This window comes from Ruegeria sp. BF6 (genome assembly GCF_056538665.1).
Genome location: NZ_JBQFTN010000002.1, coordinates 463,504 through 478,308 on the forward strand (window position 1 = coordinate 463,504; position 14,805 = coordinate 478,308).

Below are 14,805 nucleotides of genomic sequence, written 5' to 3' on the forward strand. Positions count from 1 at the left end.
TGTTCCTTGCGATCTGACAGAGTATTCCTTGAACCAGTGGCGGTCTTTCTGGGTCGGACAAACATAGCGGTCAGCGACCATCCTGAATGGATGCGGTCGCCGTACCGCCAAAAATGGGAGTAGAACAAAATGAACAAGTACATTCGGACTTCTCTGGCGGGGCTGTTGACCTCGACCATGATCACCGGCGCCGCCTTTGCCGCCGGTACCCATCCTGAAACCGGCGAGGCGCTGGCGGATGACCAGACCTTTACCTATCGCATTCTGGATGAACACAGCTCGGTCGATCCACAGGTGGTCGAAGACGTAACGGGCGCTGAAATCGTCCGCGACCTGTTCGAGGGTCTGATGAACCAGGACGCAGACGGAAATCTGATTCCCGGCGTTGCCACTGGTTACACCACCAACGATACCAAGGACGTTTACACCTTTACCCTGCGCGATGACGCCAAGTGGTCCAACGGAGACCCGGTGACCGCCAGTGATTTTGTCTTTGCCTGGAAACGCGCAGTCGATCCCGCTCTGTCCTCGCCTTATGCCTGGTTCATGGAACTGATGTCGATCGAGAACGCATCGGAAATCATTGCAGGCGAAAAACCGGTGGATGAGCTGGGCGTGACCGCAATCGACGACAAAACGCTTGAAGTCAAGCTGAGTGCACCGCTGCCGTATTTCGCGCAGATGACCACGCATTCGACCACCTTCCCCGCCCCACAGAAAGTCATCGAAGAGTTCGGCGACGCCTGGACAAAGCCAGAGAACATTGTCTCGAACGGTGCCTATGTGCTGACCGAGCACCTGCCGCAGGAGCGCTCGGTCCGTGAGCGCAACGAGATGTACTGGGACAACGACAACACCATCATCGACAAGGTCGTGGCGCTGGTCATCAACGACGAAAACGTCGCCCTGACCCGCTATCTGGCCGGTGAGCTGGATCGCACCGAAGTTCCCGCAGGCCAATTCCCCCGCCTGCAGAAAGAGAACCCCGAAGAAGCCATCAGCTTCCCACGTCTTTGTAACTATTATTACACCTTCAACCTGTCCGAAGGTGGCCCCGAAGAATTCAAGGACCCCAAGGTTCGTCAGGCCCTGTCGCTGGCCGTTGACCGCGACATCATCACCAAGAACGTCAAGGCAGGTGGCGAGCCGCCCGCATACACATTCGTTCCCGAAGCAACCGCCGGTTTCACCGTCCCTGCCGTCGAAATGGCCTCGATGACTCAGGCCGAGCGCGACGAGTTGGCCAAGGAATTGCTGGCCGAGGCCGGGTATGGCCCGGACAATCCGCTGAGCTTTGAAATGGTCTACAACACCGACGAAGCACACAAGAAAGTGGCCGTGGCCCTCAGCCAGATGTGGAAGCAGAAGCTTGGCGTTCAGGTCGAGCTGGCCAACATGGAATGGAAAGTGTTCCTGGAAGAGCGCGGCAACCAGAACTTCGATCTGGCCCGCGGCGCCTGGTGTGGCGACTACAACGAAGCCTCGACCTTCCTCGATCTGCTTCAATCGGATTCCGGTTACAACGACGGCAAGTACAACAACGCACGCGTTGACGAACTGCTGGCCGAGGCGAAATCCTCAGATGACCCGGCCCCTCTGTACACCGAGGTTGAACGGATCATCGCGCAAGAGACCCCGGTTATTCCGATCTATCACTACGCTGGCGTCTACATGATGGACAGCGATGTCGGAAACTGGCCGGTCAAAAACGTAGAGCAGAACTGGTATTCCAAAGACCTCTACAAACGCGCCGAATAATCATCCTTAAAACACGCTTTGCCCCGAGTTTCTCATCGGGGCAAGGCCAATAATGGGGGCATGAAATGCTTGCCTATATCATCCGGCGATTGCTGGTTGCCGTTCCGACGATCCTGTTGTTGATCGTCGCCTGTTTCTTTCTGATGCACTTTGCGCCCGGCGGGCCCTTCACGTCAGAGCGGCCTTTGCCGCCGGCGGTACTGGCCAATATCGAGGCGCGCTACGGGCTGGACCAGCCGCTGTGGAAGCAGCTGTGGGACTATCTGTACAATATCGTGGTGCATTTCGACTTCGGCCCGTCCTTCAAGTTCAAGGACCGGGACGTGAATGACATCATCGCGCAAGGTTTCCCAATCTCGCTGACCTATGGCTCGTTGTCCTTCCTTGTTGCGACCGTCATCGGTGTCGGGCTGGGGATCGCCGCGGCAATCAAGCACAACAGCTGGATTGACTATTTCGCCGTCGGTCTCGGGATCGCTGCGCAGGCGCTGCCGAACTTCATCATGGGCCCGATCCTGATCCTGACCTTCACACTTTGGTTGGGATGGCTGCCTGGTGGTGGCTGGAACGGTGGTCAATGGCAATACCTGATCATGCCTGTGATTGCGCTGGCGACCTCCTACATGGGGTCGATCGCGCGGATTACGCGGTCGTCGATGCTCGAGGTACTGAACTCGAACTTCATCCGCACAGCGCGCGCCAAGGGCCTACCAACCAGAACCGTGATCTGGCGACATGCGTTAAAGCCCACGCTGCTGCCCGTCGTGTCCTATCTGGGACCGGTCTTTGTCTATGTGCTGACCGGGTCGGTTTTCGTGGACATCTATTTCTCGACCGGCGGTCTGGGGCAGGCTTATGTCGGCTCGGCCCTGTCGCGGGATTACGCAGTGCTGCTGGGGGTTACGATCCTTTACGGCGCGCTGACCGTCATCGTGAACCTGCTGACCGACCTGGCTTATGCCTGGTTCGATCCGAAAATCCGCTACTGAGGGGCTGGCAATGCTTGGAAAATCACAAAAAGCCGCCCAATTGGCCGAAGATGTCACAGATTACACGGTCATTCAGGGGCGCTCGCTCTGGCAGGACGCGCGGATGCGGTTTGTCCGCAACAAAGCCGCGATGGCCAGTGTGTTCATTCTGGCGTTAATCGTTTTGTTCACGATCATCGGCCCGTATTTCGCCGTGTGGAACAACGAGGAGATCGACTGGAACGTCATGGGTGACGTGCGGGGCATGGGTATGCCATCCGTCGAGACCGGGCACTTTTTCGGGGTCGATGATTTGGGGCGCGACCTCTACAGCCGGGTCATTCAGGCAACGACGACCTCGTTGCTGGTGGGGCTGATCGGGGCGGCGACCGCACTGATCGTTGGCACCTTCTATGGAATCGCGGCCGGGTATATCGGCGGGCGCACCGACAGCGTGATGATGCGTTTCGTCGATATCCTACTGGCCATTCCGGCCACACTGATCATCATCCTTCTGCTGGTGGTCGCGGGGCGGTCGTTCTTCATGCTATTCATCGCCCTGGGTGCGGTGGGCTGGCTGACAATGGCGCGGATTGTTCGGGGGCAGACGCTGACCCTGAAAAACCGCGAGTTTATCGAGGCCGCGCGCGCCGCCGGGGTCAGCGAGTTTACCATCATGTATCGCCACATCCTGCCCAACCTGCTGGGTGTTGTGATCGTCTATGCCTCGCTGCTGGTGCCCGAGATGATCCTGACGGAAAGCTTCATCTCGTTCTTGGGACTGGGCATTTCGGAACCCTACACCTCGTTGGGTCGTCTGATCGCCGAAGGTGCGGGAACGATGGGCTATGGCACCCTGTGGCAACTGATGTTCCCCCTGACATTCTATGTCGCCATCATCATCACGATGTTCTTCATCGGGGATGGTTTGCGTGACGCTCTGGACCCAAAGGATCGCTGAGATGAGTCTGTTTTCTGTAAAGGACCTGAGCGTCCAGTTCGACACCCCTGATGGCGTGGTCGAGGCCGTCAAAGGCATCAGTTTCGACATCAGTCCCGGCGAATGTCTTGGCATCGTTGGTGAAAGCGGGTCAGGCAAAAGCCAGACTTTCATGGCCGCGATGGGGTTGTTGCCACCGGCCGGGCGCGCACTTGGCTCTGCCACTCTGAACGGCAATGAGATCCTGAACCTGCCCATAAACAAGCTGAACAAGATTCGTGGTTCGGACGTCGGCATGATCTTTCAGGACCCGCTGACCGCACTGACCCCGCATCTGCGGGTCGGCCAGCAAATGCGCGAGGTCCTGCAGGTGCATGAAGGACTGCAGGGCTCGGCCGCGCGGGCAAGATGTCTGGAATGGTTGGAACGCGTTCGCATCCCCGAGGCAAAACGGCGGTTGAACCAATACCCGCACGAGCTGTCGGGCGGGATGCGCCAGCGCGTCATGATTGCCATGTCGATGCTTTGCAATCCCAGGCTGTTGATCGCGGATGAACCGACCACAGCGCTGGATGTGACCGTTCAGGCCGACATTCTGGACCTGATGGAGCGCCTGCAAAAGGACGAAGGCACCGCGATTGCATTGATCACCCATGACATGGGTGTTGTTGCACGGATGTGCGACCGCATTCAGGTCATGCGTCTGGGTCAGTTTGTCGAGGCCGGGGACACGCGCGAGATCTTCCGCGCGCCGCAGCATGACTATACCCGGACATTGCTGGAAGCGATGCCGCGCATTGATGCGGGTGATGCACCCAAGGCGTTGGAAAAGGTCGATGAGCCGCTGCTCAAGGTCGATGACGTCAAGGTGCACTTCCCGATCCACGTCTCGGGCGGGCTATTCGGGCACAAGGTGCCGCTGAAGGCCGTCGATGGCGTCAGCTTTGACATTCGCAAGGGGGAAACGCTGGGCGTAGTGGGCGAATCCGGCTGCGGCAAGTCCACCCTGGCCCGTGCAGTTCTGCAACTGATCGAACCCAGCGCAGGCAATGTCAGTTGGCTGGGGCATCCGATCGTCGGGCTGAAACGGGCCGAGCTGAACAAGTACCGCAAAGACCTTCAAATCGTGTTTCAGGATCCACTGGCCAGTCTCGATCCGCGGATGACTATCTCGGCCTCGATTGCCGAACCACTGAAAACCTACCGCCCGGACCTGACTGATCGCGAACGCAAGGACATGGTCGCGCAGATGATGGAGCGTGTCGGCCTGAAGGCCAATATGATCAACCGCTATCCGCATGAGCTTTCCGGCGGTCAGAACCAGCGGGTTGGAATCGCGCGGGCCATGATCAACAAGCCCAAGCTGATCATCTGCGACGAGGCGGTCTCGGCCTTGGATGTATCCATTCAGGCGCAGATCGTGGAGCTTCTGCGCGAGTTGCAGCAAGAATTCGGGCTGTCGATGATTTTCATCAGCCACGATCTGTCGGTAGTGCGGGCAATCTCGAACCGGATTATGGTTCTGTATCTGGGCCGGATTGTCGAACTGGGTGACGGAGAGGTGATCTGTTCCGACCCGATCCACCCTTACACGAGATCGCTGATCTCAGCAGTCCCGATCCCGGACCCGGATGTCGAACGGACCCGCCAACGCCTTAAGCTGCCTGGCGAACTGCCCTCACCCATGGACCCGAAAGCTGCGCTTCGGTTTCTGCCCAGCCGGTTGGCTGCAGGGGAAACCGACTACGTCCCACAGCTGAGCGAGGTAAGACCTGATCATTTCGTGGCCGAGCATGACCCGCTGGATGCCATCATGAAGTCTGCCTAAGCCCCCTGCCCCGAAGCGCTTAACCCAGCTTCGGGGCAAGTTGCAGAAACATGAGCGACCGGACACTAGAATGCTGTTCAGGTGGCTACCGGTCGGATGCCTCATTTCGCCGCAAAGAGCGCAGAAAACCGCGATGCTTCCGCATGTGTGGCCCCATCGTTTTGACTTCTGCCCCCCCGGGTGGCACCATCTTGCGAAATCGCGGCTTCGTTACCCGTTGACGTTGAATAATCGCGCCACGGGTCATAAGAGGTCTGCTTAGTAAACACTCAGACATACATTGTTTTAGTAACTTGAGAGGTCAAATGGCACGTAAGGTCACAAAGGCGATCTTCCCCGTCGCGGGACTTGGCACCCGGTTCCTGCCAGCAACAAAGTCGGTCCCGAAAGAGATCATGACTTTGGTTGATCGCCCGCTGGTGCAGTACGCCATCGACGAGGCGCGCGCTGCCGGTATCAAAGAATTCATATTTGTAACGTCACGAGGCAAGTCCGCTCTGGAGGACTACTTTGACCACAATCTGGTTCTCGAGCAGGAATTGAAAGCCAAGGGCAAGGACAAGCTGCTGGAAACGCTGAACGCAACCAATATGGAAAGCGGCGCGATTGCCTATATCCGCCAGCACAAGGCGCTGGGTCTGGGTCACGCGGTCTGGTGTGCCCGGCGCCTGATCGGCGATGAACCCTTTGCCGTTATGCTGCCCGATGACGTTATCGCCGGTGACAAGCCCTGCCTGAAGCAGATGGTCGAAGCCTATGAGGAAACTGGCGGCAACATGGTTGCAGCCATGGAAGTTCCAGCCAACAAGACAAGCGCTTACGGCGTCCTAGATGTGGGCGAGAATATCGGTTCGGTAGTCCGCGCGCGCGGCATGGTCGAAAAGCCGAAACCCGAAGAAGCGCCGTCGAACCTGGCGGTCATCGGGCGTTACATTCTGGGCCCGTCGGTCCTGTATAACCTGAACCAGATGAAAAAGGGCAGCGGTGGCGAAATTCAGCTGACCGATGCGATTGCCGAAGACATCGGAAACGGTGTGCCGGTCTTCGGCTACAAGTTCGAGGGTCAGCGTTTTGATTGCGGGTCCAAATCCGGCTTCCTGCAGGCCACGGTTGCCTTTGCGCTGGCCCGCGATGACCTGCGCGAAGATCTCAGCCAGTATCTGCACGACATCGTCGCCACGGGACAGGCTGCGCAGTAACAGGCTGCTTCCCAATCAGCTTATGAATTTTGGGCCGGGGTGTTAAACGCCCCGGTTTTTTGTGCCCTCGAAGGTTAGCAAATGGTTTTTCGGGCGTCCGGCCCGGTCAGACGGGATTCATGCGCCACACGGCAGAGTAGCGCGCAATGCAATTGTCGGACCGACAGCCTCAGGAGGACGCCCGTGTCACAGAACTCACCCCGATTGAAACTGCCATTTCTGCAACCGTCGCAGGCGCAGAAACATGTCACCCATAACGAAGCGCTGCGGCAGCTGGACCTGATCACGCAACTGAGCGTAGCCTCGACAAATGCCACGACCCCGCCCGCCGTGCCGGATCAGGGCGAGGTTCACGCGTTGGGCGCAGCACCAACAGGGGACTGGACCGGGCAGGAAGGGATGTTGGCTGCGTGGCTGGACAATGCATGGCATTTCATCATGCCCGGCACGGGCTGGCGCGCATGGGACGAAACCACCGGGCACATTAGAATCTGGGACGGCGGTGCATGGATCGATCCTCCGGTCGCCACGCAAAATCTGGACGGCGTGGGGATCGCTACCGGGTATGACAGCACAAACCGTCTTTCGGTGCGGTCTCCGGCGACACTTCTCAGCCATGACGGCGGCGGGCATCAGTTGAAGATCAACAAGGCCAATGTGGGCGACACCGCCTCCTTGCTGTTTCAATCCAACTGGACCGGGCATGCCGAGATGGGCCTGTCTGGCAATACCGGCTTTGCGATCAAAGTCTCGCCTGATGGTGGCACATGGACCGACGCGCTGAATTTCGATCCCGCGACCGGGATCGCCAGCGGCGCAGCGGTTCAGGCCAGCGCAGATGACACCACCGCCGGTCGTCTGATGCGGGCGGATTACGGTTATGGTCCCGGCAATCTGCTGGGTGCCGTGGCACAGAGCGGCGGCACCGCGACCGGGGCCGTCATCGAACGAGGCGCGAACGCAGACGGCGATTACGTGCGCTTTGCTGACGGTACTCAAATCTGCATAATCTCGCTGACGGCCACGGGCTGCGCGAATACCGAAGGCGCCTTGTTCGCAAGCGATGCAGCGGTCTGGGATTTCCCGGTGGCTTTCGCTGTGGGCTCAACCGTTGCGGTCTTCGGCAGCGGAGGTGCAACCACCCGTTTCATGGGGTTTGACGCGCCAACTGAAACTCAGGTGGCGTTCAAGGTTCTGGCTACCTCAAGTGATGCGACAGCGCTGGAGCCAACGGCCATTGCGATTGGCCGCTGGTTCTGATCAACCCAACTGCCTGGGCCCGCGCCCGGGCAGTCACTTGGCGCGCAGGTCCGCGTCCGCCTGATCCAAGAACCAGGCATAGGTTTCGCGTATCCCGTCTTCGAGCCCGATCCGTGCGCGCCAGCCCATATCGGCCAGACGAGACACGTCCATCAGCTTGCGCATGGTTCCGTCCGGCTTGCTGACGTCCTGTGTGATCTTGCCACTGAATCCTGTAGTTTTCGCCACCAGCGCCGCCAGATCCGAGATCGAAACGTCCTCGCCACAGCCCACGTTGATATGGCTCAACATCGGTTGGGTGTTCGCTTCATAGACATCGCGTGGCAAGTCGAGCACGAACAGTGACGCCTCGGCCATGTCATCCACATGCAGGAATTCGCGGCGGGGTTTGCCAGTGCCCCAGATCACGACTTCCTCCAGCCCATCCCGCTGCGCCTCATGGAACCGGCGGATCAGAGCGGGCAGTACATGACTGTTTTCCGGGTGGAAATTGTCGCCTGGTCCATAAAGGTTGGTCGGCATGACCGATCGGTAATCGACCCCGTGCTGCCGGTTATAGCTTTCACACAGCTTGATCCCGGCGATCTTGGCCACCGCATATGGCTCGTTTGTCGGCTCCAGCACACCTGTCAGCAGCGCGTCTTCACGCATTGGTTGCGGCACCGCGCGCGGATAGATGCAGGAACTTCCAAGTTGCAGCAGGTTCTTCACTCCGGCGGCAAAAGCCTGATGGATCACGTTGCATTCGATCATCAGGTTGTCGTAGATGAAATCCGCAGGGTACGTATTGTTGGCGTGAATGCCACCCACCTTGGCTGCGGCCAGGATCACGACGTCCGGGCGTTCGGCCCGCATGAAATCGCGCACGGCGGCCTGATCGGTCAGGTCCAACTCAGCATGTGTGCGGGTGACCAGCTCGAGCGCTTCGCCCGCCGCTTTCCGATCCTGCAAGCGGCGCTGGATTGCTCCGCCAACCATGCCGCGATGGCCTGCTACGTAGATCTTGCGCATGGCGACCTCCTCAGCCGTTTTCCAAGCTTACCGGCAATTCATAGCCATGCTCTTTCAACAGCGCATGGCGTTTTGCGGTCTTGAGGTCTTCGACAACCATCTCGGCGCACATTTCCTGAACGGTCAGTTCGGGCTCCCAACCCAGTTTGGTCTTGGCATTCGACGGATCGCCCAGCAGCGTTTCCACCTCAGCCGGGCGGAAATATTGCGGGTCGATGCGCATGATTACATCACCGGGTTTCAGGGCCGGGGCGTTGTCGCCCTCAATTGAATTGACCGTTGCGATCTCATCTACACCCTCGCCCGAGAACTCCAGCGTGATGCCCAGCTCAGCCGCCGACCATTCGATGAACTGACGGACCGAATACTGCACGCCGGTCGCGATCACGAAATCTTCGGGGTTGTCCTGTTGCAGCATCAGCCACTGCATCCGCACATAGTCTTTCGCGTGGCCCCAGTCTCGCAAGCTGTCGATGTTGCCCATGTACAGGCAGTTTTCCAGACCTTGAGCGATATTCGCCAGACCGCGGGTGATTTTGCGTGTCACAAAGGTTTCGCCACGACGCGGGCTCTCATGATTGAACAGGATACCGTTGCAGGCATACATGCCATAGGCTTCGCGGTAGTTCACCGTGATCCAGTAGGAATAGAGCTTGGCCACCGCATAGGGCGAGCGCGGGTGGAACGGTGTCGTCTCGCGCTGCGGGATTTCCTGCACCAGACCATACAGTTCCGAGGTCGAGGCCTGGTAAAACCGGGTTTTCTTCTCGAGCCCAAGGAAACGGATCGCCTCAAGCAGGCGCAGCGTGCCGATAGCATCGACATCGGCGGTATATTCCGGAGATTCAAAACTGACCGCCACATGGGACTGTGCGCCGAGGTTGTAAACCTCGTCCGGCTGCACTTCCTGAATGATTCGCGTCAGGTTCGATGTGTCGCTGAGGTCGCCGTAATGCAGATACAGATTTGGGTTGGGAACATGCGGGTCCTGATAGATGTGGTCGATCCGCTGCGTGTTGAACGAGGACGCGCGGCGCTTAATCCCATGAACTTCATAACCTTTTTCCAGCAAGAATTCGGCCAGATAAGACCCGTCCTGTCCGGTAATACCGGTAATCAACGCCTTTTTTGTCATCATTTTTTCCCACGGAATACTGTGTGCATCTTTGACGTCTCAGAAACAGCAAGAATTCGCAGAATGCAACCCAAGGCAAGAAATGGCTTTGAAAACCGGCGGCAGGTTCCTACCTGCACACCGGTCTGGGAAATCAAACGATAACGGAGGTTTCGCAACAGGCGGCGGTACAGGTGAGGCCAGCCACGAACGCTGTTAGGTGTAGTCAGCTTGCCCCGTACAGCGGAACCGCGCTTTCGGCCCCATCCGCCAGTGCCTTACTCTGGTCCCGACGCACCTGATCGTAAAGGGCCAGAGCCTGGTCCGAGAACAGGTGGCACGGTGGATCGACATGCACAAAATTAGACTGCCCGTCCTGCCCGCGCGCCAACATGGCATAATCACGATCCGCAACCAGCTGCTTTGCATTGGGGTTCAGGTAACGGATTGCCAGACCGATCCTACGATCCCCGGACCGGTTAGGACCCGAACCATGTATGGTCAGCCCGTGGTGCAAGGACATCTGCCCCGGCGCCAGTTCGATATGGGTCTTGTCCTCCTCAGCTACATCGACAGCAACCTCCTGCCCGCGCGACAGCAGGTTGGTTTCGGAATAGGTATCGTTATGCGGCAGGATCGGGTTCTTGTGGCTGCCCTGCACAAAATCCATGCAGCCGCTTTGAACCGTGGCCGGGGACAGCGCGATCCAGGCGGTGACCTGATCCGGCGTTTCACCCATGCCCCAATAGGTCAGATCCTGATGCATACCAACGATGTGATCAGTATGTGCCTCTTTGATGAAAAACTCGGCTGACCAGACCATGATATCCGGGCCCAGAACGCCCTCGACCACGTCCAATACCCTGGGGTGCAACGCGATCCTGGCCGCCAGCGGGATCACCAGATGTGCGTTCACTCGCTTGTAGGTGTTCAGTGGCAGGGGTAAATCCGCCGCAAGCCAGTCCTGTTCGAGCTGTTCCAGCTCTGCGCGAATCTCAGCGGTTTCGCTGGGTGAGAAAACTGTCAGCGGGAAAATAAACCCGTCCTCCCAATATTGCGCGGATTGGGTTGCGGTCAGCGCTGTTTCGTACGATGGGGCGGTTTGCGGCATGGTGTACCTCTGGGATGTGTTTCACCGCAGGATAGGGCAGAAACTCATCCAGCCAGCGTGCAACCTCTTGCCCGTAAGGATAAGTTCAGCTTAGCCTGCGCCCATGTCGTCCCGCATCCCCTCTCTCAACTGGTTGCGAGTGTTCGAGGCCGCAGCCCGCACCGAAAGCTTTGCCCGCGCTGCCACTCAGTTGAACATGTCGGCAGCAGCCGTCAGCCAACAGGTCAAGGCGTTGGAGACACTGCTGGGCACGCCGCTGTTTCACCGCCACGCCCATGCGGTGACCCTGACCGAGGCGGGACGGGCTTATCTGCCATCGGTTCAGCAATCTCTGCTGATGCTGGAAACCGCCACTACGGGGCTGTTTGGCGAAACCCGGGCACAGCGGTTATTTGTACAGTCCGTCCTGTTGTTCGCGCATGGCGTCATTGCCGGTGGCTTGCCGGATTTTCAATCAGCGCATCCTCAGATCAACCTGTCCCTCACCACTGGAAATCTGGTGTCGGATTTCGCCAACCAGTTCACCGATTTGCAGATCGTCTTCGGCAACCCAACGCTCTACAGTGCCGAAAGCGACAGGTTGTTGCATGAAACTCTGTACCCGATGGCCCCGCCGGAAATTGCAGCGCAGATCCAAAGCCCCCAAGACCTGATTCAGTTCCCGCTGATCGAGGTCTCGACCCATCGCGCAAGCTGGCTGCACCTGTTCGAAACCCTACGTCTGCCCGCTGGTCAGGCGCGTTATTTCTTTGCCGACAATTCGTTGATGGCGGCCGAGCTTTCGGCCAGCGGCGGTGGCATTGCGCTGGCCCGCGCGCCTGCCTCGGATCGTATCATGCAGCTGTCGGGCCTGGTTCCCTGCCTGCCGGACCTTCAGGTTGCCGGGCAGGAAGCGTACCATCTGGTCTATCCCGCGCGCGCTGCGCTGCGCCCGCCGGCGCGCGCTTTTCGCGACTGGTTGCTGGATCACAGCGCCGCAGTCCAGACCCGGTAACGCCCCTGCCCTGTCACTTCGCGGATCAGGCCGCGGCGGGTGAATCGATCGATATTGCGTTGCACTGCTGCGCGCGAGGCTTTTGTCAATTCCTCGGCCAAGGGCGCCGAGACCATGGGCCATGCGGTCAGAACGTCAATCAACAAGGGCGGCGTTCGTCCGCTGAGCCCGCTGGTGGCCTCGCGCGCGCGCTGGTCCCAGGCGCTAACCCGGTCCAGATGCATCAGCGCCGCCAGCGCCGCCTGCCCAGCCCCCTGGACCCAAGCCGAGAGCTTTTCGTCCACCTCCCCTGCCCCGCGCAACGCGCCCGGGCCTGACAGGGCCAGCGGCATGAACATCGCCCCACCCCGCCCCATTGTGGCCGCATGTCGGGCCGCGATGATGGCGGCCTCGGTATCCTGCCCAATACCCTGCGACAGCGCGCGCCAGGCATGAAACGCCATGGCCGCCTGCGTGACCGGGTGCAACCCTTCGGAATTGCGCATCACTTCGGCCAGATCGGCCACCGCCTCGGGGATGTCCTCGATTCCCTGCGCCATCCGATCCAGAAACGCAGTCAGGCCGGTCTCCCACCCACCCTCAGAAGGGCCGGGACCCGCAGTCAGCCGCCGCACCGCCCATCCGGCGCGGAACAGCGCCTGAACGTCATCTCCGGTCGCACCGATGCGCAAGCCCGTCCACAGCGCCAGCCGATCCACGCTGATCCGGTCGCCGGTCCACCAGCCCAGATCAGACACATCCATCAGGGCCAGCCGATGGGTCCACCCATCCGGTCCCGCGCGCAACCGTTCGTCCAACGCACCGAAGATCGCGGCCAGATCGGCCAGTTCATAAGACAGCTCGGCCTGTGCTGCACGCCAATCCCGCGGATCGAACAACAGGCGGTGATCGGTCTTGGGTCCGGGGATCAGGTAATCCTCGACTGCCTCTTCATCCTCCGGCGGCAGAAACCACAGATCATCGTCTTCGGGCGGGTCCGCGTCATAGATACTGGGAGGACCAACCGCCTCGGCGTCCTCATCCGGATCAGGTATGACAGGTTTTTTCGTCATATCCGGTATATTTCGGGGAATTGCCGCAGTTCACAAGGCGTTTTTGCGCCCCCGCGCCCTCAGCCCGGGAAACTTGTGGTCAGGATGTCCAGCTGCCCGGCCAGATCGGTCTGATCCCTGGCGCCGATCAGCATGTAACCATACCCGTCCTGCGCCCAGGTGGCCGTGGCCAAACCACTAAGAACCGCCTGCTTCAGTTCCCTTGTCGGTGCGCCTTCGCCCTGCCGGATCACACAAAAGGCAAAAGGCTGGCCCTGTTCATCGGCAAACACGACTTGAACCAGCGGCTTGCCCTTGAAGGACAGAATCTGCGCGCGCTTCAGCTCTCCGCCCGGCAGCGCCTCAAGCGCCGGGCGGTTAAGCGACCGCCCCAACTGTTCCTCGGCCAGTGCAAACTGTTCGTCCAGCGCCTGGGGCGAGCTGTCCAGCGACGCAATCGTGTCCGGCGTATAAAGTGACTGATAGATCGCGGCCTGCGCGGCCCAACCCAAAGGTTTCGGACGTGTGGCCCAGTAGGTTGCAGACACGGCCACAATCGCTACCGAGGCCGCAACGGCAAGCAACCGCAACCCGCCGCCCGCAGGCCGAACGGGCGCAACAGCCAAAGGTTCGGGCAAATCGAACAAAGGCGTTTCGGCAGGGACGCGCTCGAACACCGACTGCACTACGGGCGCAAACGGGTCCAGCGCCATCAGGCGCTGTTCCAGCTCTGGGTTGGCCTCAACCGCGCTTTCGATAGCGCGTGCCTCGGCCTCTTCCACATTGCCTTCCAGATACGCCAACAGCGTCTTATCGGAGAACTTCATTTGCCACTCCGTCGCACTGTGTCTGCCACCTCATGCTGCATAACGGTTTTCAGTTTCTGCCGGGCGTTGGACAGCCGGCTCATTATCGTTCCTATCGGCACCTCCAGCAAAGCTGCGGCCTCGCGATAGCTATAGCCCTCGACGAACACAAGCATGACCGTCTCCCGCTGCGCTTCTGGCAGTTGCATCACTTGAGTAAACACTTCAGCAGCGAAAATATTCGTTTCCACATCAGGTCCGGCGGCAATCAATTCCGCTTCAGACGTAACCGAAAGCGCCTGAGCCTTGCGGACCGAGCGCGACCGGACCTCATTCAGCCAGATCGAGCGGCAGATCGTCATCAGCCAGCTGTCCAGCCGGTCGTGCGAGGTGACCTGATGGTGACGCTCCAGCGCGCGCAAACATGTGGATTGCAGCAGATCGTCGGCTACATCCGATGCACCGGACAGCGCCAACCCAAAACGCCAGACGCGTTTCGAATGCGTCTGGATCGCGCCGCGCACGGCCTGTTCCGAGCTTATTTCACCATCCATCGACTAAATCGCGACCTGTGTGTGTCTTCATTCACGGACCGGGCCCGCGGACTCAGATTTGACATAACCCGCGGAGGAATGAAATGAAACTTCTGTTGTATGCAGTCACGATTGTGTCGGCAATTGTTGCAACCCCGGCGTTTGCCGAAAGCTCGAAACTGGCACCCCAAGGCGTTTCTGTCGCAAACTTTTTTGGCTCACTGTTTGAATTGAAACACCGGTGATTTCGTC

General features: G+C 59.3%; 14 protein-coding genes. 8 read left to right on the top strand and 6 right to left on the bottom strand.

Features of this window, described 5'->3' with window-relative positions; all coding sequences use genetic code 11:
- The first annotated feature begins 129 nt into the window (after nt 1–129).
- From ACR0IM_RS10215 to ACR0IM_RS10240, 6 genes are all read left to right on the top strand, one after another.
- On the top strand, nt 130–1,758 hold the full coding sequence (locus tag ACR0IM_RS10215; RefSeq protein WP_480594814.1) for a peptide ABC transporter substrate-binding protein: 1,629 nt from the start codon (nt 130–132) through the stop codon (nt 1,756–1,758).
- A gap of 65 nt (nt 1,759–1,823) precedes the next feature.
- On the top strand, nt 1,824–2,747 hold the full coding sequence (gene oppB, locus ACR0IM_RS10220; RefSeq protein ID WP_480594812.1) for an oligopeptide ABC transporter permease OppB: 924 nt from the start codon (nt 1,824–1,826) through the stop codon (nt 2,745–2,747).
- A gap of 10 nt (nt 2,748–2,757) precedes the next feature.
- The gene (locus ACR0IM_RS10225; RefSeq protein ID WP_480594810.1) at nt 2,758–3,687 is read left to right on the top strand and encodes an ABC transporter permease subunit; all 930 of its coding nucleotides are present in this window, start codon (nt 2,758–2,760) and stop codon (nt 3,685–3,687) included.
- A 1-nt stretch (nt 3,688) separates the two neighbouring features.
- Nucleotides 3,689–5,494, top strand: a complete 1,806-nt coding sequence (locus ACR0IM_RS10230; protein ID WP_480681797.1) for an ABC transporter ATP-binding protein — start codon at nt 3,689–3,691, stop codon at nt 5,492–5,494.
- A 305-nt stretch (nt 5,495–5,799) separates the two neighbouring features.
- Entirely contained in the window at nt 5,800–6,693 is an 894-nt protein-coding gene (gene galU, locus ACR0IM_RS10235) for a UTP--glucose-1-phosphate uridylyltransferase GalU (RefSeq protein WP_480594808.1), read from the top strand.
- Nucleotides 6,694–6,876: 183 nt separating this feature from the next.
- Nucleotides 6,877–7,953, top strand: a complete 1,077-nt coding sequence (locus tag ACR0IM_RS10240; RefSeq protein ID WP_480681798.1) for a DUF2793 domain-containing protein — start codon at nt 6,877–6,879, stop codon at nt 7,951–7,953.
- A gap of 33 nt (nt 7,954–7,986) precedes the next feature.
- Here ACR0IM_RS10240 and fcl read toward each other — a convergent pair whose 3' ends face one another.
- The 3 genes from fcl to ACR0IM_RS10255 form a co-directional block, all read right to left on the bottom strand.
- Nucleotides 7,987–8,964, bottom strand: a complete 978-nt coding sequence (gene fcl / locus ACR0IM_RS10245) for a GDP-L-fucose synthase (protein WP_480681800.1) — start codon at nt 8,962–8,964, stop codon at nt 7,987–7,989.
- 10 nt (nt 8,965–8,974) lie between these two features.
- Nucleotides 8,975–10,099 (bottom strand): GDP-mannose 4,6-dehydratase, encoded by a 1,125-nt coding sequence (gene gmd / locus ACR0IM_RS10250; protein ID WP_480594802.1) that lies wholly within the window; start codon nt 10,097–10,099, stop codon nt 8,975–8,977.
- 205 nt (nt 10,100–10,304) lie between these two features.
- The gene (locus ACR0IM_RS10255; protein WP_480681801.1) at nt 10,305–11,189 is read right to left on the bottom strand and encodes a phytanoyl-CoA dioxygenase family protein; all 885 of its coding nucleotides are present in this window, start codon (nt 11,187–11,189) and stop codon (nt 10,305–10,307) included.
- Nucleotides 11,190–11,292: 103 nt separating this feature from the next.
- Between ACR0IM_RS10255 and ACR0IM_RS10260 the strand changes: the two genes are divergently transcribed.
- The gene (locus ACR0IM_RS10260) at nt 11,293–12,183 is read left to right on the top strand and encodes a LysR family transcriptional regulator (RefSeq protein WP_480681802.1); all 891 of its coding nucleotides are present in this window, start codon (nt 11,293–11,295) and stop codon (nt 12,181–12,183) included.
- Here ACR0IM_RS10260 and ACR0IM_RS10265 read toward each other — a convergent pair.
- The 3 genes from ACR0IM_RS10265 to ACR0IM_RS10275 are packed head-to-tail and all read right to left on the bottom strand — an operon-like array spanning nt 12,156 to nt 14,574.
- On the bottom strand, nt 12,156–13,235 hold the full coding sequence (locus ACR0IM_RS10265) for a helix-turn-helix domain-containing protein (protein ID WP_480681803.1): 1,080 nt from the start codon (nt 13,233–13,235) through the stop codon (nt 12,156–12,158). The genes ACR0IM_RS10260 and ACR0IM_RS10265 overlap by 28 nt on opposite strands.
- Nucleotides 13,236–13,294: 59 nt before the next feature.
- Nucleotides 13,295–14,041 carry a hypothetical protein gene (locus ACR0IM_RS10270; RefSeq protein WP_480681804.1) on the bottom strand — a complete coding sequence of 249 codons (747 nt, stop codon included), beginning with the start codon at nt 14,039–14,041 and terminating at the stop codon, nt 13,295–13,297.
- Nucleotides 14,038–14,574 (bottom strand): RNA polymerase sigma factor, encoded by a 537-nt coding sequence (locus ACR0IM_RS10275; RefSeq protein WP_480594792.1) that lies wholly within the window; start codon nt 14,572–14,574, stop codon nt 14,038–14,040. Before ACR0IM_RS10275 ends, ACR0IM_RS10270 begins: the two co-directional genes overlap by 4 nt.
- A gap of 83 nt (nt 14,575–14,657) precedes the next feature.
- Between ACR0IM_RS10275 and ACR0IM_RS10280 the strand changes: the two genes are divergently transcribed.
- Nucleotides 14,658–14,798 (top strand): hypothetical protein, encoded by a 141-nt coding sequence (locus tag ACR0IM_RS10280; protein ID WP_480681805.1) that lies wholly within the window; start codon nt 14,658–14,660, stop codon nt 14,796–14,798.
- Nucleotides 14,799–14,805: the final 7 nt, after the last annotated feature.